The sequence below is a fragment of the Paraburkholderia sp. EB58 genome, assembly GCF_050436665.1.
In the GTDB taxonomy this organism is placed as follows: domain Bacteria; phylum Pseudomonadota; class Gammaproteobacteria; order Burkholderiales; family Burkholderiaceae; genus Paraburkholderia.
Genome location: NZ_JBNDMQ010000012.1, coordinates 209,697 through 229,669 on the forward strand (window position 1 = coordinate 209,697; position 19,973 = coordinate 229,669).

Here is a 19,973-nt window from a genome sequence, read left to right on the forward strand (position 1 = left end):
CCGGGTCACCGCGCATGATGTTAGCGGCCATCCCTACAGCAGTCATGCTGTTTGCACTTTCACAAGCGGCCAGTGCGCAGGCGCTTGCGGATCAATCGGTCGAAGAACGGCTGAACACGCTGATGCGCGTGATCGGCGAGCAGCAGAAGCAGATCAATTCGCTCGAACAGCAGGTCACCAACCTCGAAATGTCGCAGCGCGGCCGGGGGATGCCGGGGGTCGGAGCGCCGACCGACAGCGCCGCGGTCGCCGAGCAGCCCGGCGCCGACGGGCTGCCCGTGCCGCTGCCGCCGCTCGCCCAGGTCAACCCCGGGACGCCCGCGCCCGGCGGCGGCACCGGCACCGCGACCGGTGTGCCGGTCAATCCGCCTGCGCCGGCGAGCAGCACTGCCGGCGGACTGCCGGCTGCCACCGATGGAACCGGCGCGGTCGGCCAGACCCAGAAAGAAGCACAGCCCGTGCGTACGCAATCGGAAGACGCCGTGGTACAGAGCCAGCAGCACACGCCGCTGTTCGACCACAAGCTGACCTTCGACTGGGGCATCAGCGATACCTACTACGACCGCCGCCAGCTGCAACTGTCCGGCTTCCTCGCGCTCGATGCGATTTTCCTCGGCAACATCAACCTGGGCGAAACCAAGTCGCACCAGGTGATGGCGGATCTCGACACGCGCTACGGCATCAGCGACCGGCTGAGCGTCGACGTCGACGTGCCGTATATTTACCGGCACAGCAACTTCATCGTCGGCGGCGCCGGCGGCGCGGCCAGCACGCTTTCGGATGCGTCGGCGAACTCGAGCGATATCGGTGACGTCAACTTCGGGGTTTACTATGAATTCCTGAAGGAAACCAACAACCTGCCGGACCTGGTCGGCAGTCTGCGCATCAAGACACCGAGCGGTTCGTCGCCGTTCGGCATCAAGCTTCAGCAGGTCGACGCGAACAATACCAACCTCGTCGCCCCCGACAAGTTGCCTACCGGCACGGGCTTCTGGAACGTCACAGCGGGCCTGTCGGCGCTGAAGACCTACGATCCGGTCGTGCTGTTCGGCAGCGTCTCGTACACCTACAACATCGCGCGTTCGTTCTCGGATATCTCGTCGGTCATCGGCCAGACCGAACCGGCGACGGTCAAGCTCGGCGACGTCATCCAGTTTGGTGGCGGCGCGGCGCTTGCTTTCTCCGACAAGGATTCAGCGAGCGTGTCCTACACCATGGCGCTGGAGCCGGAGTCGCAGACCAAGGCGCCAGGCGGCACTTATTCGAAGGTACCGGGCAGCGAGACGACCGCTTCGGCCATCACCTTTGGGTTGAATCACGTAGTGAACAAACACCTGACGATCAACGGTTCGGTTTCGGTCGGGCTGACGCCTGATACGCCGAACTTCGTGGTCGGCGTGCGCTTTCCCTACACCTTCTGACGTGCCAACGATACGAGGTTGATCGTGCGCGAATCACCCCATCTGACTAGTGTTACACCGCCCTCAGGCGCGCATCTCTCTTTGGCGCGACCGCAGGAAGTCCCTGTAGGACGACCAACGGAAGCCCGCGCCGGCATTCCCCATGAGGTGCCCGTGATATGCCCGAAGGAAGTCCCTGTGGACCGCCCACAGGACGCCTCCATGGGACGGCCGCAGGACACGTCCGCAGGATCGAAAGAGGCACAGAAGAGCCCTCACGCGCAGACCGGGCGAGCGCTGCTTTATGTCGCACGAACACCGGACGAAACGCTGACCGCTCATTTGAAGAGCCGCGGCTGGAACGTCATGGTCGCACGCTCGGCGCATGAGGCGGGCCGCCTCATCAAGCCCGACGTGGTCTGCGCGGGGATCGTCGATCTGGCAAGCTTTGCCCTGCGCGACCTGGTTGGCCTCGAGGCGGGTCTTCGTCAGCAGCAGATCGGCTGGATCGCGCTGTCCACCTCCGAGCGTCTGACCGATCCGGAAGTGCGCCGCCTGATCCGTCACTACTGTTTCGACTACGTCAAGACACCGGTTGCCCACGCAACGATCGACTACCTCGTCAGTCACGCGTTCGGCATGGTCACGCTTTGCGATCCCGACGACATCGCGAGCGCCGCGCCCAGCGACGAAGACGAAATGGTCGGCACGTGCGAGGCGATGCAGCAACTGTTTCGCACCATCCGCAAGGTCGCCAACACCGACGCCAGCGTGTTCATCTCGGGCGAATCGGGCACCGGCAAGGAACTCACCGCGCTGGCGATCCATGAGCGCTCGCGGCGCCGCAAGGCGCCTTTCATCGCCATCAACTGCGGATCGATTCCGCACCATCTGCTGCAGTCCGAACTATTCGGCTACGAACGCGGCGCCTTCACCGGCGCCAACCAGCGCAAGATCGGCCGAGTCGAAGAGGCGGACGGCGGCACGCTGCTGCTCGACGAGATCGGCGACCTGCCGCTCGAAAGCCAGGCGAGCCTGCTGCGCTTCCTGCAAGAGGGCAAGATCGAGCGTCTGGGCGGCCGCGAATCGATTCCCATCGACGTGCGCATCATCTCGGCCACCCACGTGGACCTCGAAACCGCGATGCGCGATGGGCGGTTCCGCGCCGACCTGTTCCACCGCCTGTGCGTGCTGCGCGTCGATGAGCCGCCGCTGCGCGCCCGCGGCAAGGACATCGAAATCCTCGCCCATCACATCATGCACAAGTTCAAGACCGACAGCGCGCGCAAGATCCGCGGCTTCACGCCGTCGGCGATCGAGGCCATGTACAACTACAACTGGCCCGGAAACGTGCGCGAGATGATCAACCGCGTGCGCCGGGCCATCGTGATGGCGGAAAACAAGCTGATTTCCGCCGAGGACCTCGATCTGGCCCACTTCACCGCGCAGCAGACCATGAGCCTCGCGCAGGCCCGTGAGGCCGCCGAGAAGCGCGCGATCGAAGCCGCGCTGCTGCGCCACCGGTACCGTTTGGGTGAAGCGGCCCAGGATCTGGGCGTCTCGCGGGCGACGCTGTCCCGCTTGATGGTTGCGTACGGTTTGCGCGAGATGATCGCCCCGGGCGAGGAAGGCTTGCCCAATGAGCGTGCCGAGGCGCACGAGTGACGGCGGGGCTGTCCGCCCCGCCCCCGCATACACCGATGTGGCCGGCCCGGGCTGAGCCTCAGGTAGAATCGGAGCGATTACGTTCCCGTGTTCACTCGATGACGACGCTCACCCTGATCGTCGCTCGCGCCCGCAACGGCGTGATCGGCCGCGACAACCAGTTACCCTGGCGCCTGCCCGAGGATCTTGCGTTCTTCAAACGCACGACCATGGGCGCCCCCATCATCATGGGCCGCAAGACCCATGAGTCGATCGGCCGGCCGTTGCCCGGACGGCGCAATATTGTCGTCACCCGCGATGCCACGCGCCGCTTTAACGGCTGCGACACCGCCACCAACCTCGACGAAGCGCTCACGCTTGCGGCCCAGGATCAGGCGCCGGAAGCCTTCCTGATCGGCGGCGCCGAACTTTACGCCGAAGGCTTGCGCCACGCGGACAAGCTCGTCATCACGGAAATCTCGATCGACTTCGAAGGCGACGCTCACTTTGCCGCGCTCGATCCGCAGGAATGGGAAGAAGTCGCCCACGAGACGCATCGGGCCCACGCGCCCAACGAGTTCGACTATGCATTTGTGACGTACCGGCGCAAGGGCGCCGTTGCGGCCGCGCGCGAGGCGTCAGCGTAAGGGCGGGACACGGCGCTGGGTGTAAAGCGTCTGGCGCGGGTAAAAAAAACGCCACGGAAAGCACTTTCCGTGGCGTTTTGCTTTGTAGCGTGCCGTGCGGGCGCGATGCCGTGCCGCTGGCTGCCGGGGCTTACTGCCCAGCGATGGTCATCCGCTCGATCAGCACCGAACCGGTCTGCTTGGTGCCGCGCACGAGCGTGTCCGCGCCGATCGCGACGATATGGTGGAACATTTCCTGCAACGTGCTCGCCACCGTGATCTCTTCCACCGGGTACTGGATCTTGCCGTTCTCGACCCAGAAGCCCGACGCGCCGCGCGAATAATCGCCCGTCACGTAGTTGACGCCCTGCCCCATCAGTTCGGTCAGCAGGAGACCCGTGCCGAGTTTCTTCAGCATCGCCTCGAAGTCGTCCTCCGGGCGCGTCTTTGAGCTGAGCAACGACAGGTTGTGCGAGCCGCCGGCGTTGCCGGTCGTTTTCATGCCGAGCTTGCGGGCCGAATACGTCGAGAGGAAGTAGCCTTCGACGACGCCGTCCTTCACCACCGAGCGCTGCTTCGTGCGCACGCCTTCTTCGTCGAACGGGGCGCTGCCCATGGCGCGGGCCACGTGCGGATCTTCGACTATCTGCACGTGCGGCGCGAACACCGGCTTGCCGAGGCTGTCGACGAGGAACGAGGTCTTGCGGTACAACGCACCGCCGCTCACCGCCTGCACGAACGCGCCGAGGATGCCTGCCGCCAGTGGCGCCTCGAACAGCACCGGCACCTTGCGGGTGTCGAGACCGCGCGCGCCGATGCGCGCCAGCGCGCGTTGCGCGGCGTAACGGCCGACGGCTTCCGGGTCGGCCAGTTCTGCCGCGCTGCGCTGCGAGGTGTACCAGTCGTCGCGCTGCATATTTCGGCCGCTGCCGGCGATCGGCGCGCACGCCACATAGTGGCGCGAATACGGATAGCCGGAGAGAAAGCCGCGCGAGGTGGCCAGCACGAACTGCGAATGCTGCGCGGAGACGCTTGCACCTTCCGAGTTACGGATCTGCGGATCGGTCGCGAAGGCGGCGTCTTCGGCGCGGCGGGCGATCTCAACCGCTTCGTCGGCGGTGAGGTTCCATGGATGATACAAATCGAGGTCACGCGGCGCGGTTTCGAGCAGCTCGGCCTCGGCGAGGCCTGCGCAATCGTCTTCCGCCGTGAAGCGCGCGATGTTGTAGGCGGCCGCAACCGTATCCTTCAACGCCTGCGACGAAAAGTCCGAGGTGCTCGCATTACCGCGCTTGTTGCCGATAAAAACCGTCACGCCGACCATCTTGTCACGATTGTGTTCAATCGTCTCGACCTCGCCACGCCGCACGGAGACGGACAGGCCGTCGCCTTCGGAGATTTCAGTCGCCGCGTCGGTGCCGCCGAGCGACTTTGCGTGACGCAGAATGTCCGAGGCGATTTCCTTCAGCTCATCCTGGGTATGCGGGAAAAAGCGCTGTCTGACGTCCATGTCTGCTGCCATATTCGTTGCCGTCCTTCGTTGCGTCCTGGTCGGGGCCGCAAGCGGCCCTCCGGTGTGTTCTCAAGTACGTCGCTACCTATCCCGCGATCATAGCAAGGTCCGCGCGGACGCACCTGGCATTCGCTACGCCGGACGACAGGATGGCGGGACGGCTGGGCGGCAGGATTCATGGGCACGGCACGTTACAATATCGGTATGACACGCAAAACCCGCATTCAACCGATGGAACCCGCCGCCGACAACGTCGTCGACGAAAACGGGTACGACCGTCCCAGCAAATCCCAGCTCAAGCGCGAAATGCACGCGCTGCAGGAGTTGGGCGAGGCGCTGATCGCGCTGCCGAAAGATGCCTTAAAGCGCATGCCGATGCCCGAAAAGCTCGATGACGCGGTGCGCGAAGCACGCCGCATCACCGACCATGAGGGCAAGCGCCGCCAAGTCCAGTACGTGGGCCGCGTAATGCGCTCGCTGCACGAAGACGAAACCGCCGCGCTGCGCACCGCGCTGGACTCTTACAACGGCGTCAACAAGGCCGAAACGGCGCGCATGCACTGGATCGAGCGCACCCGCGAGAAGCTGCTCGCCGACGACGCCGCGCTGACCGAATTCATCCGCCAGCACCCGGCCGCCGACCCGCAGGAAGGCCGCACGCTGATCCGCAACGCCCGCAAGGAAGCGCAGCAGAGCAAGCCGCCGCGCTATTTCCGCGAGCTGTTCCAGTGGATCAAGCACGCGGATGGCCCGTCAGCGGCTGAGGACGGCGAAGACAACGCCCCGGAAGACGACGATGACGAAGATCACGCGTAGCCACCCCGACGAAATCCTGATCGGGCTGGTGTCGATCAGCGACCGCGCCAGCACGGGCGTCTACGAAGACAAGGGCATTCCAGCGCTGCAGAAATGGCTGGGCGAGGCGTTGAGCTCGCCCTGGCAGGCCGTCACCCGGCTGATTCAGGACGACGCGCCGACGATCTCCGCCACGCTCACCGAACTGGTTGACGAGGTGGGCTGCGATCTGGTGCTGACTACCGGCGGCACTGGGCCGTCACGGCGCGATGTGACACCGGGGGCCACGCTGGCGGTTGGAACTAAGGAAATGCCGGGTTTCGGCGAGCAGATGCGGCAAATCAGCCTGAATTTCGTCCCGACGGCGATTTTGTCGCGCCAGGTGGCGGTGATCCGCGAAACCGCTGACCACGCCGCGCTGATCGTGAATCTGCCGGGGCAGCCCAAATCGATCCGGGAAACGCTGGAGGGCTTGCGCGACGAGGCGGGTGCGGTGAAGGTGCCGGGTATTTTTGCCGCGGTGCCTTACTGCGTGGATCTGATCGGCGGCCCGTACGTGGAAACGAACGCTGAAATCGTGAAAGCGTTCCGGCCGAAAAACGCGATTCGCGCGCCGCGCCAGGACTGAGATTCCGAGGGTTGGCGCGGCCAGCTTTGCCGGGCGGGCTCCCGCGTGTTGCTAGTGCTGCCTGCCCCGGCGCGGCCGGAGTTTCGCAAAGGCGGGGCAAGCTGGGTGCCGCCCCAGCGGCTCACGACTTTGTCACGCGGCAGCCTTTACGCCTCGTCCACCGGCGCGCCCGCAGCCGGGATCAGAAAATGCTCACGGTAGTACTTGAGTTCGTCGATCGACTCGTGGATGTCGGCCAGCGCCGTATGCATGGCGCGCTTCTGGAAACCCTTGTAGATTGCGGGCTGCCAGCGGCGGCACAATTCCTTCAACGTGCTAACGTCGAGATTGCGGTAATGGAAGAAGCGCTCCAGATCCGGCATCCAGCGCGCCATGAAGCGGCGGTCCTGGCAGATCGAGTTGCCGCACATCGGTGACTTACCCGGCGGGACGAACTGGCCGAGGAATTCGCGGATCTGCTCGGTGGCGTCCGCTTCGCTGACGGTCGAGGCGCGCACCCGGTCGATCAGTCCGGAACGGCCGTGGGTGTTCTGGTTCCACTGGTCCATCTTGGCGAGCGTCTCGTCGCTCTGATGGATGGCGAGCACCGGCCCTTCGACCAGCTTGTCGAGCGTGGAATTGGTCACGACCACGGCGATCTCGATGATGCGGTCGGTATCGGGCTCGAGCCCGGTCATTTCCATGTCCAGCCAGATCAGGTTCATGTCGCTGCGCACGAGCGAGGGCTGGTCGGTGGATTCGAGGATGTCAGTCATGAAGGGCAACCTTGGTGGAGAGCGGCCACGCGCCCTGTGCGACGCGCGTTTTTGGTTGTTGAAACAGTTCGTTTTAGCGTGGCCCCGCCAGCCGGCGGGAAGAAACATATAATTCTCGCATAGTTACCACGGATCCCCGGATGCCAACCCTGTACTTCACCGTTCTGTTCGCGATCGCCGTTGTGGCGATGGTCTGCACCAAGCTCTGGCTCGCGTCGCGGCAAATCCGCTTCGTCGCGGCGCACCGCGAGCAGGTGCCGGGTCAGTTCGCGGCCACGATCGCGCTTACCGCGCACCAGCGCGCCGCCGACTACACGGTCGAACGCACACGCCTCACGATGATCGAGATTGTCGTCAGCGCGGCCGTGCTGATCGGGCTCACGCTGCTGGGCGGTGTGCAGGCGCTCGATCTGGTCATCTCCGACTGGCTTGGGCGGGGCTACGTCGGCCAGATCGCGCTAATTGCCGCCGTTATCGCGATCACCAGCGTGATCGACCTGCCGTTCGACTACTACCGCCAGTTCGGCATCGAAGAGCGCTTCGGCTTCAACCGGATGGGCAAGGGCATCTTCTTCGCCGACCGCATCAAGGGCGTGCTGCTCGGCGCGGCCTTCGGCCTGCCGCTGCTGTTCGTCGTGCTGTGGCTGATGAATCAGGCCGGCAGCCTGTGGTGGCTGTGGACGTGGGTGGTCTGGGTCGTGTTCCAGTTGCTGGTGCTCGTGCTGTATCCGTCGTTTATCGCACCGCTTTTCAACAAGTTCGAGCCGCTCAAGGATGAGGCCCTGAAGAGCCGTATCGAAGCGCTGATGAAACGCTGCGGCTTCGCCGCCAAGGGCCTGTTCGTGATGGACGGCAGCCGCCGCTCGGCACATGGCAATGCCTACTTCACGGGCTTCGGCGCCGCCAAGCGCATTGTGTTTTTCGACACGCTGCTCGCGCGTCTGTCGGGCAGCGAGATCGAAGCGGTGCTCGCGCATGAGCTCGGCCACTTCAAGCGCCGTCATGTGATCAAGCGGATGATCGTGATTTTCGCCGTCAGCCTCGCGATGCTGGCGCTGCTCGGCTGGCTCATGCAGTGCGTGTGGTTCTACGAAGGGCTTGGCGTGCGGCCATCGCTGCTAGGCGGCAATAGCGGGCTCGCGCTGGTGCTGTTCTTCCTCGCGCTGCCGGTGTTCCTGTTCTTCGTCACGCCGCTCAGCAGCCTCAGTTCGCGCAAGCACGAATTCGAAGCCGATGCGTTTGCCGCCACCCAGACAGACGCGCAGGATCTCGTCAACGCGCTCGTCAAGCTGTACGAGGACAACGCGTCCACCCTCACGCCTGACCCGCTCTATACCGCGTTCTATTATTCGCACCCACCGGCGTCGCAGCGGATCGACCGCCTGATGCGGCACGCATGAGCGCCCGCTCCCCGAAGGCACCGCGCGCACCGTCCGCAACGCGCGTGGGCGGCCTCGTGATAGCGGCCCATGGGCGGCACTACCTGGTCGCGCCGGAAGACGGCAGCGCCATGCTGCAGTGTTTCCCGCGCGGCAAGCGCAGCGAAGTGGCGGTCGGCGATCGCGTGATTTATGAACCCACTTCGGCCGATCAGGGCGTGATTGTGGAGATCGGCGAACGGCGCAACCTGCTCTATCGCTCCGACCAGTACAAATCGAAGCTCTTCGCGGCGAACCTCGATCAGTTGCTGATCGTGCTCGCCACCGAGCCGCACTTCAGCGAGGACCTGCTCGGCCGCGCTTTGGTGGCCGCCGAGGCGAACGAGCTCAAGCCGCTGATCGTGTTGAACAAGACCGACGTCACCGCCGAGTTGCCCGGCGCACGTGCCCGGCTCGCGCGCTATCAGGCGCTTGGCTATACGGTTGTCGAACTGTCGATCAAGACCCAGCCCGAGGCGGCGCGCGCCGCGCTCGACGAGCATCTGCACGGTCATGCGACGCTGCTGCTCGGCCAGTCGGGGATGGGCAAGTCGACGCTGGTCAACCTCGTGGTGCCCAACGCCGAGGTAGCGACGCGCGAGATCTCCACCGCTTTGAACAGCGGTCGCCATACGACCACCTTCACGCGGCTCTACCCGCTGCCGGATGGCGGTGCGCTGATCGACTCGCCGGGGTTCCAGGAGTTCGGGCTTCATCACCTGACCGAGGGCAAGCTCGAACGTGCCTTTCCTGAGTTCAGACCTCTGTTGCCCAATTGCCGCTTCTACAACTGCCATCATCTGCAGGAACCGGGGTGTGCAATTCTCGAAGCGGTCGCCGACGGACGGATCGCACCGGCACGGCACGCGCTCTATGCGCAGCTCGTGCACGAGGCGAGTCAGATCGTACGGTGAACGCAGCGCGGTGCCCGAGCGGTCGTTCAGAGCGCCCCAAGCGACACATTGGCAATCCCTAACCAGCCGTACTCACTCGCCACGGATCTCCCCTCATGATGAAACTGATGCGCGCGCCGAATCTGCTGATCGGACAGCATTGGATCAATGTGCTGGCGACGGCGGGAATTCAATGTGAGCTGCACAACCGCTACCTGAACGGCGCGCTGGGTGAGATTCCCGCGGATCAGTGCGCGCCGGAACTGTGGCTCGTCGACGAACGCGACGAAGTGATAGCGCGCAAGCTCATCGACGTGGCGGCGCACGGTCCGAGCGCGGGCTCGCCGTCATGGCGTTGCGCTCAGTGCGGCGAGACGCTGGAGGCGCAATTCACTGTGTGCTGGCAATGCGGAACGGCGCGTAATCCGCTCGACGGGTAACGGTAGCAGCCGCCTCACCACGTGGCCGAAAAGCATCGAGGCCGGGATAGCCGGCCTCGATCGGAGTGTTGCTTTAGGGGTATCGCTACGCAGGCGACGTCGTCGCTTGGCTGACATCTGCCTCACGCGAGCCATACGGCAATCGTCAGCATCAGCAGCAGAATCATCCACAGGATCACGGCGCGCCACACCAGGCCCACCGCCGATTGCAGCGTACGCGGCGTACAGTCGTCGCCGACCTGCATCGGGCCGCCGTCACCCGTCGCCAGCGCATCGAGACTCGACGGCTCCGCGAGCGGTCCACTCAGGCGGGCGCCCAAGGCGCCGCTACCTGCCGCGAGCAACACGCCATCGTTGGTGTCGGGCCACTGGCGCGCATGATTGCGCCATGCATAAATGGCGTCCTCGAAATTGCCGACGATCGCAAAGCCCAGCGAGGTCAACCGTGCCGGCACCCAGTCGATTACAAAAAACGCCCGCTGCGCGAAACTGGAAAACGCCACAGTACGGTCATCTGCCGGGCGCGACCACGTCCGCGCCAGATACTCGGCGATCCGGTACAGCACCGCACCGGCCGGACCCACTGGCACAAGGAACCAGAAGAACACGCCGAACACGTGGCGGTGCGACGCCACCACCGCATGAATCAACGTATGACGCACGATCTCGCTGACCGGCATATCGACCGTATCGAGGCCCGTCCATTCATTGAGGATCTCCCGGGCGCGCGGCACGTCGTCGTTGTTGAGCGCGAGGTGGATATCCGTAAAGTAGTGGCTGAACTGGCGGAAGCCGAGCGTGAAATAGACGATCACGACGTTCCACAGGAACGCCAGCACGAAGTTGATGTGATACAGCACGTAGTAGACGAGCGCGACGGCCAGCGTCCACGGCACCACCACCACGAGCCACGCGAGCAGGCCGTGCTTGGGCTTACCGGCATCGAATCCGTGCGCCGCCGACTCCGCATGATATTGAAGCAGCGCAGACACCGGATTGTTCGGCGACAGCGCGCGTACCTGTTCAATGATCAGAGCCAGCAATACGGAGAAAAAAGTCATGCGGTGCGCCGTGCCATTCGAGTTTTTACGATTGTTTTATAACGATAGCACAGGGTCGGATGCGACTGAGCGCAGCGATGGTTGCAAAGCCGCGACACTCGGGCCCGTTCGTACCGCTCCATGCCGGTCATGCGGCGAGGAAGCGATAGAAGTTGCGTAACATACCCGCCGTTGCGCCCCAGATGAAGTAGTGTCCGGCTGCGTCGCCGCGCGGGTAAGGCATCGAAAAAAAGCGCCGCTCGCCGCCTTCCCAGCGAAACACCCGTACCTCATGATGAGCCGGATCCATCAGAAAGCGTAGCGGCACTTCGAAGACTTCGGCGACTTCGAGTGAGTCGGCCTCGACGGTAAATGGCGGATGCACGAGTCCCACCACCGGCGTGACGCGAAAACCCGTGCCCGTCAGATAGTCGGGCAACGAACCGAGTACCTCGACACGCTGAGGGTCCAGCCCGACTTCCTCTTGCGCCTCGCGCAGCGCGGTGGCCGTTGCGTTTGCATCGAACGGTTCGTGACGCCCACCGGGAAAGCTCACCTGGCCTGCATGATCGTTAAGGTGATCGGCACGCTGCGTGAGCAGCACCGTGAGACCTTCGTCGCGCACCACAAGTGGCACGAGTACCGCCGCAACCCGCGGGTCGTCGAACTCTTTCCAACGCGCATCCGCCGCCTCCGGCGTCCATGACAGGCGCTGCTCGAAGCGGGCACGCAACCCGTCGGGCGTCAGACGCGCGGGGGCAATCGCTGGCAGATCGTCGCCCGTCGATTCGACAGGCAGGGTTTCGGGTTCGAAGACGGGGCGGGTCAACGGGACTCTCGGAGCGAGCTTGTATAGGACATGCCGCTATTTTGACCCAACAAAGAAAAAAGCACCCGCGAAGGGTGCTTTTTCTTACAGCTCTTACGCTTAGGAAGCAGCGCGGTCTTTCGAGACCAGCTTTTCCTTGATCCGAGCTGACTTGCCCGAACGGTCGCGCAGATAGTACAGCTTCGCACGACGCACATCGCCACGACGCTTCACGACGATGCTTGCCAGCAGCGGCGAGTACGTCTGGAACGTACGCTCGACGCCTTCGCCCGACGAAATCTTGCGGACGATGAACGACGAATTCAAACCACGGTTACGCTTGGCGATCACGACGCCTTCGTAAGCCTGAACACGCTTACGCGTGCCTTCAACCACGTTCACGCTGACGATCACCGTGTCGCCGGGGGCGAATTCGGGGATGGTCTTCTCGCCGAGGGCGCGCGCGATTTCTTCCTGCTCGAGTTTTGCAATCAGATTCATCACTGACTCCTAGTGCCATCTTGTCGGCGTTCGTACCTGCCTCGCAGAAAACTGCTTGGCTACGGCCCCGATAGAGGATGGGTTCACATCAGGCACCGTACACGCATGTGCGGCGCCGCCTATTCGCTAGTGACACCGGGGCTTTACGCCTTCGATGCTTCCTTCGCGAGACTTGCAAGCCATGCCTCATCGACACGGCTCAACATCTTGTTCTTTCTGGCCTTTTCGATCAGATCGGGCCGCTTGTTGAACGTGTTGCGCAACGCTTCGCGCCGGCGCCACAACTCGATCTCCGCATGATGGCCGCCAAGCAGCACATCGGGCACACGCACGCCCTCGTATTCCTCGGGACGCGTGTAATGCGGACAATCCAGCAGCACGTCGACAAAACTATCCTGCACTGCCGATTGCGAGTCGTTCAGCACGCCAGGCAACTGACGCACCACAGCGTCCATCAAGGCCATCGCCGGCAATTCGCCGCCCGACAGCACGAAGTCGCCGAGGCTCACTTCTTCGTCGACACACCGGTCGATCAGGCGCTGGTCGATCGCTTCATAGCGGCCGCACAACACGATCAGGCCAGGTTCCGCGGCAAATCCCATCACCCGCTCGTGATTGAGCGTCGCCCCTTGCGGGGACATCATCAAGACGCGCGAACCGGTAATGCCCTGCTCTGCCTGCGCGGCTTTCGCCGCGCCGATCGCGTCTTCCAGCGGCCGGCCCAGCATCACCATGCCTGGGCCACCGCCATATGGGCGATCGTCGATAGTGCGATAGTTGTCGGTTGTGAAATCGCGCGGATTCCACGTACGCAAACCATAGCGCTCCTGCTTCGCCGCGCGACTGGTAATGCCCCAGTCGGTCAGCGCACGAAACATCTCAGGAAAGAGCGTGACGACATCGAACTGCATCGCTCTCTCCAGTCATCGAGCTCGTTTAATAGTCGGCTTCCCAGTCGACGGTGATCTGCTTCGCCTTCTGGTCCACCGTTTTGACATAGACACCAACGAACGGGATCAAGCGCTCGCCAGTCACCGGCTTACCGTCTTTATCGGTAGCTGGGTATTCGATGCGCAACACCGAATGCGCACCGTTGTCGATCATGTCGGCCACCTTGCCGAGGGCGACCCCGGTCAGGTTCACGACATCCAGGCCGAGCAGGTCGACCCAGTAAAATTCGTCAGCTTCCAGTGCCGGGAAATCGCTGCGACAGATGTACACGCGAGTGCCACGCAGTGCGAGCGCCTCGTCGCGGTCAGCCGTGCTGCCCAGATGGGCCACAATGCTGTCGCTGTGAATCTTTGCCTGCAACGCCGGCGCCGAAGTGCGCTCGTGACCTTTCATCAGCCACCAGCGTTTCGCGCTCAACAACGCGTCGCCACCTCGCCCGGCATCCGCATGCGCGGCTACCTTGACCCAGCCCTTGAGGCCGTAGGCATCGACGATCGCGCCCACTTCGACAGCGTCGTCCGGCCAGCTTTCGGCCGTTTCGGCGCGCATGGCTGCAGCGCTCGAATCAACTACGGCATCGGACTTAGCTTTGCCCTGGGCGCGTTCGACCGGCTTGCGGACGAATGCGCCGAACGGTGCCTGACCCGATGCTTGACTTGACGCCCGAGCACCCGGACCCGCCTTGGCGCGACCTGAACTTCCCGAATCACGCTCAGACATGAAAACACCTCAAGGCGAAGCTCGCTGCTACCTTCGACGTTTGCTGTTTTAGCAAAACACGCAGCAAAAATCGCGCATCCGACACCTCGCGCAAGCTGCGCGAGCCGCCAGCGATGCACATGCTAGCTACCATTAAGCAGCCGGCTGCGCCTTTTGCGCTACCTTCACGAGACGCTCGACCGTCGGCGACAGTTGTGCGCCAACGCCTTGCCAATACGTCAGGCGGTCTTGAGCGATACGCAGCGACTCACCCTTCGTAGCGATCGGGTTGTAGAAGCCAACGCGTTCGATGAAGCGGCCGTCACGACGGTTACGCGAATCGGTTGCGACGATGTTGTAGAACGGGCGCTTCTTGGAGCCGCCACGAGCCAAGCGGATGATGACCATACTAGAATCCTTGAAAACCGGGGTTCGGAACCACTGAAACACGCGATTATAGCGGGAAACTGAAGCCATAACAAACACTTACCGGGATAAACTGACATTCGCGGTTGCGCTGGTCATACAGTCCAGCCGGCCAGGGCCCGTCAGATCGCCCGAATAACCGGATGGAGAGCCCGTGAAACCTGCCCTCATCGCCGCGCTGTCCGTTGCGCTTTTCGCCCGGCTCCAGCTTGCCACACAAGCGGGCGCGACGCGCGCCGGCCGCTATCTGGCAGCCGCCCTGCTGTTGGTCCTCACCGGCCCGGCGCTTGCCGCCCTGCCCATCGAGCGGCTCAAGCTGCCGCCGGGTTTCCATATCGAAGTGCTCTCCGATGAGGTTCCGAGTGCGCGCGAGATGGCGCTTTCGCCGAACGGCGTGTTGTACGCCGGCAGCCTCGACGGCCACGTCTATGCGCTCGAATTGCGTGACGCGCACGTCGTTGCGCGGTACGTGATTGCGTCCGGACTGGAGATGCCGGCCGGCGTGGCATGGCGCGACGGGGCGCTCTACGTGTCGGCGGTGTCGGAGATCCTGCGTTTCGATGCGATCGACACCCATTTAAATGACCCGCCCAAACCGGTTGTCATCAACGGCAAGCTGCCCACCGATCGCCATCACGGCTGGAAATTCATCGCTTTTGGCCCGGACGGCAAGCTCTATGCGCCACAAGGCGCGCCCTGCAATATCTGCCTTCCGGACCGCGATCGCTACGCCATGATCGGGCGGATGGATCCGGACGGAAGCCATTATGAGACCGTCGAACGCGGCATACGCAATACGGTGGGCTTCGCCTGGCATCCGGTCACCCACGAACTTTGGTTCACCGACAACGGCCGCGACATGATGGGCGACGACGTCCCGGACGACAAACTCAACCGCGCTCCGCAAGCCGGCATGGATTTCGGCTATCCGTACTGTCACGGCGGCGACACGCCCGACCCCGAGTACGGCAAGGACCACCCCTGCAGCGCCTTCACGCCGCCCGCGCTTAAACTTGGCGCCCACGTCGCGTCGCTTGGCATGCGGTTTTATACCGGCTCGATGTTCCCCGCTGCGTATCGCAACAACATCTTTATCGCTGAGCACGGCTCCTGGAACCGCAGCAAGAAAGTCGGCTACCGGGTCATGCGCGTCGTGACCGATCCGGACGGCAGCGGCATCCATCAGGAGGCCTTCGTCCAAGGCTGGCTGATGCCCGATGAAAGCGTCTGGGGCCGCCCGGACGACGTTCTGCCGATGCCCGACGGTTCTTTGCTGATCAGCGACGACTATGCGGGCGCGATTTATCGCGTGACGTACATGGCGCCCTGACAACCGACGAATGCTGTCCATCAGGGTGCGGCATGACCTTCGCCCCACGCCGGGGCGTAGAATGCGCGTCGGTCCGCGCACCGTTGCGCGCCGGTCCTTGCGACCGCCTGTCACTGAACTCTCGCCCACATGTCCACCCGCGTTTCGAATTCCCCACGCTTCAGGTCCAAGACGATGACCGCCGCGCTCGCCTTCTTCTTCGGCAGCCTCGGCGCGCACCGCTTCTATCTATATGGCCAGCGTGACGTGTACGGCTGGATCCATCTCATCTGCACCCTGGCCGGCATTCCAGGCGTTCTGCTGCTGGTCGCCAGCGAGCGGACCTCGGCGCTCGGTTGGGTACTAGCGGTTCCAGGCGCCATCTCGCTGTTCGCCGCATTCCTTGTGGCGATCGTCTACGGCCTGCGTCCCGATGAGAAATGGGACGCGCAATTCAACCCGCAGGCCCAGCAACGCAGCCGCTCCGGCTGGGCTGTGATTTTCGTGGTGATCTTTTCGCTGTTCATCGGCGCGATGCTGCTCATGACAGGCCTTGCCGTGTCGTTCCAGACCTATTTCGAGTCGCAGGTCCAGGCGGCCAAGACGCTGTCTCAATAGCAGACCGGCGCCATCGTTGTACTGCGGGCTCCGCCGTCTAGAACAGATTCATTTGCGGATCGTCACGCGCCGGGGCTAACGGCGCGGCCGGGCCCGCGCGCACAAAGTGCGACATATCCAGAATACCGTGGCGGCGCTCGTTCAGCCCGAGTCGGCGCGCCGCCTGATGAAACCGCTGCTTGAGCAGATCGGCCCACAAGCCCTCGCCCTTCATGCGGGTCGCGAAGTTGGCGTCATAATCCTTGCCGCCGCGCATGTCGCGCACGCGGCTCATTACCCGCTCCGCGCGATCCGGAAAATGCGCCGCGAGCCAGTCCTTGAAGAGCGGCGCAACTTCCCACGGCAAGCGCAGCACGATATAGCTGGCAATGCTTGCCCCGGCTTCGGCACACGCCTCCAGGACCCGCTCCATGTCCGGCTCGGTGACGAACGGAATCACCGGCGCAATGCTCACCCCAACCGGAATGCCGGCTTCGCTCAGCGTGCGGATCGTGCGCAGCCGGCGCGCCGGCGTGGCCGCGCGCGGTTCGAGCGTGCGGGCGATGTCTGCATCCAGGGTGGTAATAGTGATGGCCGCCATGAATTGCCCGCGCGCCGCCATAGGCGCCAGCAGATCCAGATCGCGCTCGATCAGCGACGATTTCGTAATAGCCGCGAACGGATGGCCGCGCGCGCTCAGCACTTCAATCACCCGCCGTGTGAGGCGCAACTCGCGCTCGACGGGCTGCCAGGCGTCGGTATTGACACCCAACGCGATCGGCTCGGGCACGTACGACTTCTTCGATATCTCGCGCTCCAGCAGTTCCGGTGCATTGACCTTGGCATAGATGCGGCTCTCGAAATCGAGCCCCGGCGACAAGCCCAGATAACTATGCGTGGGCCGCGCGAAGCAGTAGATGCAACCATGCTCGCACCCTCGATACGGGTTGAGCGACACGCTGAAGGGAATGTCCGGCGACGCGTTGCGGGTCAGAATGGTTTTCGCCCGCTCGTCGAAGACCTGCGTGCGCAGTGCGGGCGGTCCGCCCTCTCCCTCTTCTTCCTCGTGCACCATCCAGCCGTCGTCGACCGTTTCACGCTGGTCGACTTCATAGCGGCCCTGCAGGTTGGTCACGGCACCACGCCCCTTGCGTGGCGCTGGTGGAGCGATCGGATATTCGGGGACGGAATCGGTCACAGTGAAGTCCAGCGCAAGCGAACAACGAAACGAGAGCGGAAACGAAAAAAGCTCAAACAATACTGTATAAATATACAGTGTTTGAGCCGTTTGTCGAGCCCTGTCTTGCGCTGCCTGCGGCGGCTTACTCGCCGACCGCAATCGTCAAGGTTTCCTTGATTTCTTCCATCACCACGTAGCTCTTCGACTGCACCGCGCCCGGCAGTTGCAGCAGGATGTCGCCAAGCAGCTTCCGGTAATCGGCCATCTCGCCGATGCGCGCCTTGATCAGGTAGTCGAAGTCGCCCGAGACCAGATGGCACTCCAGCACCTCGGGAATCTTCTGCACTTCGCGGCGAAACTGGTCGAACATGTTGCCGCTCTTGTGGTCGAGCGTAATCTCGACGAACACCAGCAGCGCCGCACCCAGCTCGGCCGGGTTCACGCGGGCGTGATAGCCGGTAATGACGCCGTCGCGCTCCATGCGCTTGACCCGTTCGATACACGGCGTAACCGACAGCCCGACCTGCTCCGCGAGGTCTTTCATCGCCATCCGGCCGTCCTGTTGCAGCAGCTTGAGGATCTTGTGATCGAGCTTGTCTAGCGCACGTATCGGATGACGCTGAGTTCGCATGGTCTTTTTACTGAAAATCAGAAAAATACAATAACAAAACCTACCTGACAGTCAATAGTATAGCGGATAACACTGGGCTGAAAGCGTATCACCTCGTTAATCGAACTATTTGAGAGCGAGTTGTGCCATCCACGGACGCGCAAGCCCCAAAGAACCTTCTGGAGCAGCTATGCGAGTCGTTATTTTGGGTAGTGGTGTCGTCGGGGTGACGAGCGCTTATTATCTTGCGCGCGCGGGTCACGAGGTGACTGTGATCGACCGCGAAGCCGGTCCAGCGCTCGAAACGAGCTTTGCCAACGCTGGCCAGATTTCACCGGGCTACGCGTCGCCGTGGGCAGCACCAGGCGTGCCGCTGAAGGCCGTCAAATGGATGTTCCAGAAACACGCGCCGCTTGCCATCCGGCTTGACGGCACGCAATTCCAGCTGCAGTGGATGTGGCAGATGCTGCAGAACTGCACGTCCGCGCGCTACGCCGTGAACAAGGGCCGCATGGTGCGTCTCGCCGAATACAGCCGCGACTGCCTGCAAGCGCTGCGCGCCGATACCGGCATTCAATACGAAGGCCGCACGGGCGGCACGCTGCAACTGTTCCGCACGCAACAGCAATTCGATGGCGCGGCGAAAGACATCGCCGTGCTGAAAGACGCTAACGTACCGTATGAGTTGCTGACATCGGCCGAACTGGCGCGCGCCGAGCCGGCGCTCGCCGCGACCGCGCACAAGCTGACCGGCGGCCTGCGTCTGCCGGGCGACGAAACCGGCGATTGCCAGCTCTTCACCACGCGGCTCGCCGCAATGGCTGAGGAACTGGGCGTAACGTTCCGCTACAACACGCCAATCGACGCGCTTGGCATGGCGGGCGGCCGGATCTCCGGCGTGAAATGCGGTAATGAACTGGTCCGCGCCGACGCGTTCGTCGTGGCACTGGGTTCGTATTCGACGAAGTTCCTGTCGGATATCGTCAAGATTCCGGTCTACCCGTTGAAGGGCTATTCGATCACGGCACCTATCGTCAATGCGGCCGCCGCGCCGGTGTCGACCGTGCTCGATGAAACCTACAAGATTGCGATCACGCGTTTCGATGACCGCATCCGCGTCGGCGGCATGGCGGAAATTGTCGGCTTCGACAAGTCGCTGCTCCAGGCGCGCCGCGAAACGCTCGAAATGTGCGTGAACGATCTGTTCCCCGGCGGTGGCGACACGGCCAAGGCCAGCTTCTGGACCGGCCTGCGCCCGATGACGCCGGACGGCACACCGATCGTCGGCCGCACGCCCGTGTCGAACCTGTTCCTCAACACCGGCCATGGCACGCTCGGCTGGACGATGTCCTGCGGTTCGGGGCAACTGCTCGCCGACCTGATCTCGGGCAAGCAGCCTGCCATCCAGTCGGACGATCTGTCGGTGCATCGCTATCTGGGCGAAACCGTTGGTACGACGCGTCCTGCGTACGCCTGATTAATTTCGGGCGGTCCTGGCCCAAGGCGTTGATGTCATGCCGGCCAGACGAAAAGACGGCACCTCTGCGGGTGCCGTTCTCTTTTGCATGATCTGATCGATTGACGACGCAATGCGTCAATCAGAGTGCAACGTCAGAACTGATCTTCCGACAACGCCAGCACACCCTCATCGCCCTTCGCGCTGACAATCGACGCTTCCAGCGCCGACGCCTGCGGCAGAACGTGCTCCGCGTAGAACTGCGCAGTCGCGATCTTCGCGCC

General features: G+C 63.3%; 22 protein-coding genes. 11 read left to right on the plus strand and 11 right to left on the minus strand.

Features of this window, described 5'->3' with window-relative positions:
- The first annotated feature begins 14 nt into the window (after positions 1–14).
- From P3T40_RS19775 to P3T40_RS19785, 3 genes are all read left to right on the plus strand, one after another.
- A complete protein-coding gene (locus P3T40_RS19775; RefSeq protein ID WP_429269432.1) occupies positions 15–1,421 on the plus strand; it encodes a hypothetical protein in 1,407 nt (468 codons plus the stop codon).
- A gap of 24 nt (positions 1,422–1,445) precedes the next feature.
- Entirely contained in the window at positions 1,446–3,065 is a 1,620-nt protein-coding gene (locus P3T40_RS19780) for a sigma 54-interacting transcriptional regulator (protein WP_429269433.1), read from the plus strand.
- 98 nt (positions 3,066–3,163) lie between these two features.
- Positions 3,164–3,691 (plus strand): dihydrofolate reductase, encoded by a 528-nt coding sequence (locus P3T40_RS19785; RefSeq protein WP_429269405.1) that lies wholly within the window; start codon positions 3,164–3,166, stop codon positions 3,689–3,691.
- 130 nt (positions 3,692–3,821) lie between these two features.
- Here the strand turns inward: P3T40_RS19785 and pmbA are convergent, their stop codons facing one another.
- Positions 3,822–5,192, minus strand: a complete 1,371-nt coding sequence (gene pmbA / locus P3T40_RS19790) for a metalloprotease PmbA (RefSeq protein ID WP_429269406.1) — start codon at positions 5,190–5,192, stop codon at positions 3,822–3,824.
- A gap of 195 nt (positions 5,193–5,387) precedes the next feature.
- Here pmbA and yjgA point away from each other — a divergent pair, with 195 nt between their 5' ends.
- The gene (gene yjgA / locus P3T40_RS19795; RefSeq protein WP_429269434.1) at positions 5,388–5,999 is read left to right on the plus strand and encodes a ribosome biogenesis factor YjgA; all 612 of its coding nucleotides are present in this window, start codon (positions 5,388–5,390) and stop codon (positions 5,997–5,999) included.
- Positions 5,980–6,606 (plus strand): molybdopterin adenylyltransferase, encoded by a 627-nt coding sequence (gene mog / locus P3T40_RS19800; RefSeq protein WP_429269407.1) that lies wholly within the window; start codon positions 5,980–5,982, stop codon positions 6,604–6,606. Before yjgA ends, mog begins: the two co-directional genes overlap by 20 nt.
- 146 nt (positions 6,607–6,752) lie before the next feature.
- Here the strand turns inward: mog and orn are convergent, their stop codons facing one another.
- Positions 6,753–7,361, minus strand: coding sequence for an oligoribonuclease (gene orn, locus P3T40_RS19805; RefSeq protein ID WP_429269408.1), 609 nt, complete (start codon positions 7,359–7,361; stop codon positions 6,753–6,755).
- A 140-nt stretch (positions 7,362–7,501) separates the two neighbouring features.
- On the opposite strand from orn, the gene P3T40_RS19810 reads away from it, so the two are divergent.
- From P3T40_RS19810 to P3T40_RS19820, 3 genes are all read left to right on the plus strand, one after another.
- Positions 7,502–8,761, plus strand: coding sequence for a M48 family metallopeptidase (locus P3T40_RS19810; protein ID WP_429269409.1), 1,260 nt, complete (start codon positions 7,502–7,504; stop codon positions 8,759–8,761).
- Positions 8,758–9,693: a ribosome small subunit-dependent GTPase A gene (rsgA, locus tag P3T40_RS19815; RefSeq protein ID WP_429269410.1), complete on the plus strand. Its 936-nt coding sequence runs from the start codon at positions 8,758–8,760 to the stop codon at positions 9,691–9,693. Before P3T40_RS19810 ends, rsgA begins: the two co-directional genes overlap by 4 nt.
- 98 nt (positions 9,694–9,791) lie before the next feature.
- The gene (locus tag P3T40_RS19820; protein WP_429269435.1) at positions 9,792–10,112 is read left to right on the plus strand and encodes a putative signal transducing protein; all 321 of its coding nucleotides are present in this window, start codon (positions 9,792–9,794) and stop codon (positions 10,110–10,112) included.
- A 122-nt stretch (positions 10,113–10,234) separates the two neighbouring features.
- Here P3T40_RS19820 and P3T40_RS19825 read toward each other — a convergent pair whose 3' ends face one another.
- The 6 genes from P3T40_RS19825 to rpsP form a co-directional block, all read right to left on the minus strand.
- Positions 10,235–11,173 carry a CobD/CbiB family protein gene (locus tag P3T40_RS19825; protein ID WP_429269411.1) on the minus strand — a complete coding sequence of 313 codons (939 nt, stop codon included), beginning with the start codon at positions 11,171–11,173 and terminating at the stop codon, positions 10,235–10,237.
- Between the two features lie 127 nt (positions 11,174–11,300).
- Positions 11,301–11,981: a CoA pyrophosphatase gene (locus P3T40_RS19830; protein ID WP_429269412.1), complete on the minus strand. Its 681-nt coding sequence runs from the start codon at positions 11,979–11,981 to the stop codon at positions 11,301–11,303.
- Between the two features lie 99 nt (positions 11,982–12,080).
- On the minus strand, positions 12,081–12,461 hold the full coding sequence (rplS, locus tag P3T40_RS19835; RefSeq protein WP_074263789.1) for a 50S ribosomal protein L19: 381 nt from the start codon (positions 12,459–12,461) through the stop codon (positions 12,081–12,083).
- 143 nt (positions 12,462–12,604) lie between these two features.
- On the minus strand, positions 12,605–13,372 hold the full coding sequence (gene trmD, locus P3T40_RS19840; protein ID WP_429269413.1) for a tRNA (guanosine(37)-N1)-methyltransferase TrmD: 768 nt from the start codon (positions 13,370–13,372) through the stop codon (positions 12,605–12,607).
- A 25-nt stretch (positions 13,373–13,397) separates the two neighbouring features.
- Positions 13,398–14,132 carry a ribosome maturation factor RimM gene (gene rimM / locus P3T40_RS19845; protein WP_429269414.1) on the minus strand — a complete coding sequence of 245 codons (735 nt, stop codon included), beginning with the start codon at positions 14,130–14,132 and terminating at the stop codon, positions 13,398–13,400.
- Positions 14,133–14,264: 132 nt separating this feature from the next.
- On the minus strand, positions 14,265–14,519 hold the full coding sequence (gene rpsP / locus P3T40_RS19850; protein ID WP_429269415.1) for a 30S ribosomal protein S16: 255 nt from the start codon (positions 14,517–14,519) through the stop codon (positions 14,265–14,267).
- Positions 14,520–14,784: 265 nt separating this feature from the next.
- On the opposite strand from rpsP, the gene P3T40_RS19855 reads away from it, so the two are divergent.
- Positions 14,785–15,867 (plus strand): PQQ-dependent sugar dehydrogenase, encoded by a 1,083-nt coding sequence (locus P3T40_RS19855; protein ID WP_429269436.1) that lies wholly within the window; start codon positions 14,785–14,787, stop codon positions 15,865–15,867.
- A 129-nt stretch (positions 15,868–15,996) separates the two neighbouring features.
- Positions 15,997–16,464, plus strand: a complete 468-nt coding sequence (locus tag P3T40_RS19860) for a TM2 domain-containing protein (protein ID WP_429269416.1) — start codon at positions 15,997–15,999, stop codon at positions 16,462–16,464.
- A 37-nt stretch (positions 16,465–16,501) separates the two neighbouring features.
- Here P3T40_RS19860 and P3T40_RS19865 read toward each other — a convergent pair whose 3' ends face one another.
- Entirely contained in the window at positions 16,502–17,641 is a 1,140-nt protein-coding gene (locus P3T40_RS19865) for a PA0069 family radical SAM protein (RefSeq protein WP_429269417.1), read from the minus strand.
- Between the two features lie 124 nt (positions 17,642–17,765).
- A complete protein-coding gene (locus tag P3T40_RS19870; protein ID WP_429269418.1) occupies positions 17,766–18,254 on the minus strand; it encodes an Lrp/AsnC ligand binding domain-containing protein in 489 nt (162 codons plus the stop codon).
- A 169-nt stretch (positions 18,255–18,423) separates the two neighbouring features.
- On the opposite strand from P3T40_RS19870, the gene P3T40_RS19875 reads away from it, so the two are divergent.
- Complete coding sequence (locus tag P3T40_RS19875; RefSeq protein ID WP_429269419.1) at positions 18,424–19,710, plus strand: D-amino acid dehydrogenase; 1,287 nt, start codon at positions 18,424–18,426, stop codon at positions 19,708–19,710.
- A gap of 134 nt (positions 19,711–19,844) precedes the next feature.
- Here the strand turns inward: P3T40_RS19875 and P3T40_RS19880 are convergent.
- A partial coding sequence (locus P3T40_RS19880; protein ID WP_429269437.1) for an acyl-CoA dehydrogenase C-terminal domain-containing protein occupies positions 19,845–19,973 on the minus strand: 129 nt, incomplete at its 5' end.

Excerpts from the sequence above, each read along its gene's own strand:
- P3T40_RS19775 (WP_429269432.1), top strand. The coding sequence starts at position 15 with ATGATGTTAGCGGCCATCCCTACAGCAGTCATGCTGTTTGCACTTTCA.
- P3T40_RS19785 (WP_429269405.1), top strand. The coding sequence starts at position 3,164 with ATGACGACGCTCACCCTGATCGTCGCTCGCGCCCGCAACGGCGTGATC.
- pmbA (WP_429269406.1), bottom strand. The coding sequence starts at position 5,192 with ATGGCAGCAGACATGGACGTCAGACAGCGCTTTTTCCCGCATACCCAG.
- yjgA (WP_429269434.1), top strand. The coding sequence starts at position 5,388 with ATGACACGCAAAACCCGCATTCAACCGATGGAACCCGCCGCCGACAAC.
- mog (WP_429269407.1), top strand. The coding sequence starts at position 5,980 with ATGACGAAGATCACGCGTAGCCACCCCGACGAAATCCTGATCGGGCTG.
- orn (WP_429269408.1), bottom strand. The coding sequence starts at position 7,361 with ATGACTGACATCCTCGAATCCACCGACCAGCCCTCGCTCGTGCGCAGC.
- P3T40_RS19810 (WP_429269409.1), top strand. The coding sequence starts at position 7,502 with ATGCCAACCCTGTACTTCACCGTTCTGTTCGCGATCGCCGTTGTGGCG.
- rsgA (WP_429269410.1), top strand. The coding sequence starts at position 8,758 with ATGAGCGCCCGCTCCCCGAAGGCACCGCGCGCACCGTCCGCAACGCGC.
- P3T40_RS19820 (WP_429269435.1), top strand. The coding sequence starts at position 9,792 with ATGAAACTGATGCGCGCGCCGAATCTGCTGATCGGACAGCATTGGATC.
- P3T40_RS19825 (WP_429269411.1), bottom strand. The coding sequence starts at position 11,173 with ATGACTTTTTTCTCCGTATTGCTGGCTCTGATCATTGAACAGGTACGC.
- rplS (WP_074263789.1), bottom strand. The coding sequence starts at position 12,461 with ATGAATCTGATTGCAAAACTCGAGCAGGAAGAAATCGCGCGCGCCCTC.
- trmD (WP_429269413.1), bottom strand. The coding sequence starts at position 13,372 with ATGCAGTTCGATGTCGTCACGCTCTTTCCTGAGATGTTTCGTGCGCTG.
- rimM (WP_429269414.1), bottom strand. The coding sequence starts at position 14,132 with ATGTCTGAGCGTGATTCGGGAAGTTCAGGTCGCGCCAAGGCGGGTCCG.
- rpsP (WP_429269415.1), bottom strand. The coding sequence starts at position 14,519 with ATGGTCATCATCCGCTTGGCTCGTGGCGGCTCCAAGAAGCGCCCGTTC.
- P3T40_RS19860 (WP_429269416.1), top strand. The coding sequence starts at position 15,997 with ATGTCCACCCGCGTTTCGAATTCCCCACGCTTCAGGTCCAAGACGATG.
- P3T40_RS19870 (WP_429269418.1), bottom strand. The coding sequence starts at position 18,254 with ATGCGAACTCAGCGTCATCCGATACGTGCGCTAGACAAGCTCGATCAC.
- P3T40_RS19875 (WP_429269419.1), top strand. The coding sequence starts at position 18,424 with ATGCGAGTCGTTATTTTGGGTAGTGGTGTCGTCGGGGTGACGAGCGCT.